At 64.9% G+C, this 1,528-nt stretch carries 2 protein-coding genes; both read left to right on the top strand.

The window, feature by feature from the left end:
* Positions 1–703: FAD-dependent monooxygenase (locus RMO81_RS07755; protein ID WP_310475253.1), on the top strand; the 703-nt coding region annotated here is incomplete at its 5' end.
* A 48-nt stretch (positions 704–751) separates the two neighbouring features.
* A partial coding sequence (locus tag RMO81_RS07750) for an NAD(P)/FAD-dependent oxidoreductase (RefSeq protein WP_310475252.1) occupies positions 752–1,528 on the top strand: 777 nt, incomplete at its 3' end.

Raw genomic sequence — 1,528 nt, 5'->3', positions numbered from 1 at the left:
CCCGCTTTCGACCTGGCAATATGATCATGCCGCGCTGATCACCATGGTGGCGCACACGGTGCCGCACGAAAATATCGCCTGCGAACTGTTCTACCCGTCGGGCCCGCTGGCGCTGCTGCCGATGCGCGACACTGAAGACGGTCGCCCGCGCACCGCCATCGTGTGGACCATCGACCGCACGCATATGGAGGCCGCGAAGAAACTGGGCCCCAAACAGCTTGCCGCCGAAATCGCCGCCCGCATCGATGGCACCATGGGCGAGATTGAGGTGATTGCCCCGCAGGCCGTGTGGCCGCTGGGTTATCACCACGCCGCCCGTTATACCGACACGCGCCTGCTGTTGCTGGGTGATTCCGCCCACGGCATCCATCCGATTGCCGGTCAGGGCCTCAACATGGGTTTCCGCGATGTCGCGGCGGCGGCCGAAGTGCTAACCAACGCCGCGCGGTCCGGCCTCGATCTCGGCAGCCCCGACGTGCTGGCGCAGATTTCGGCGTGGCGGCGGTTTGACAACAGCCTGGTCTGCGCGGTCACCGATGGCCTCAACCGGCTGTTCGCCATCCCCGGCCGCACCCCCAGCCTGGTGCGCCGTTTCGGCCTGTCCACGGTGGAACGCCTGCCGCCGTTGAAGCGCTTCTTCATGAATCAGGCGCGCGGCGAGACGGGCAAACTGCCGGCGCTGCTGAAAGGCGAGCTGGTCTAGCAGATTGCAGCGTTGCAGCGGCGCGATGCAGTCGACACTTTGCCGGCCATGATCGATCGCGACGCACTCCTTGATAAATATCGGCTTGAGCGGGACAAGCGCCTGCGCCCCGAGGGCAATGCCCAATATGTGCGGGCGGCCACGCATTTTCCGCAGATGCTGGGCGATCCCTACACGCAGCGCTTGGAACGCGCGCCAGTCACCGATCATGTGCGCTTTGCCATGGTGGGCGCCGGTTTTGCCGGGTTGTGCACGGGCGCGCGGCTGGCGCAGGCCGGGATCACGGATTTCCGCCTGATCGATGCCGGCGGCGATGTGGGCGGCACCTGGTACTGGAACCGCTATCCCGGCGCCCAGTGCGACACGGCGTCCATCATCTACATGCCGCTGCTGGAAGAAACCGCGCATATTCCGACCGAAAAATATGCTCACGCCCCCGAAATCCAGGGCCAGGCCAAGAAGATCGCGCAGACGTTCAACCTGTATGAAAAGGCGCTGTTCCACACCGAGGTGAAGGCCTGCACGTGGGATGAGGCCAAAGAGGTCTGGGTGATCGAGACCGACCGCGGCGACCATTTCACCGCCGATTTTGTCGGCATCGGCACCGGGCCACTGAACGTGCCTAAACTGCCCGGCATTTCCGGCATCGAACGCTTCAAGGGCCACCAGTTCCACACCAGCCGCTGGGATTATGCCTATACCGGCGGCTCCGCCGAAGGTGCGCCGATGGACAGATTGGCGGGCAAGCGCGTCGCCATCATCGGCACGGGCGCCACGGCGGTGCAGTGCGTGCCGCATCTGGCCCGCGATGCCGGCCAATTGTTC

Origin of the sequence: Sandarakinorhabdus sp. (genome assembly GCF_031422795.1) — a bacterium.
Lineage (GTDB): Bacteria > Pseudomonadota > Alphaproteobacteria > Sphingomonadales > Sphingomonadaceae > Sandarakinorhabdus.
The sequence above is the reverse complement of the archived record's forward strand: the minus strand, read 5'-3'. Positions and strand labels throughout refer to the sequence as shown.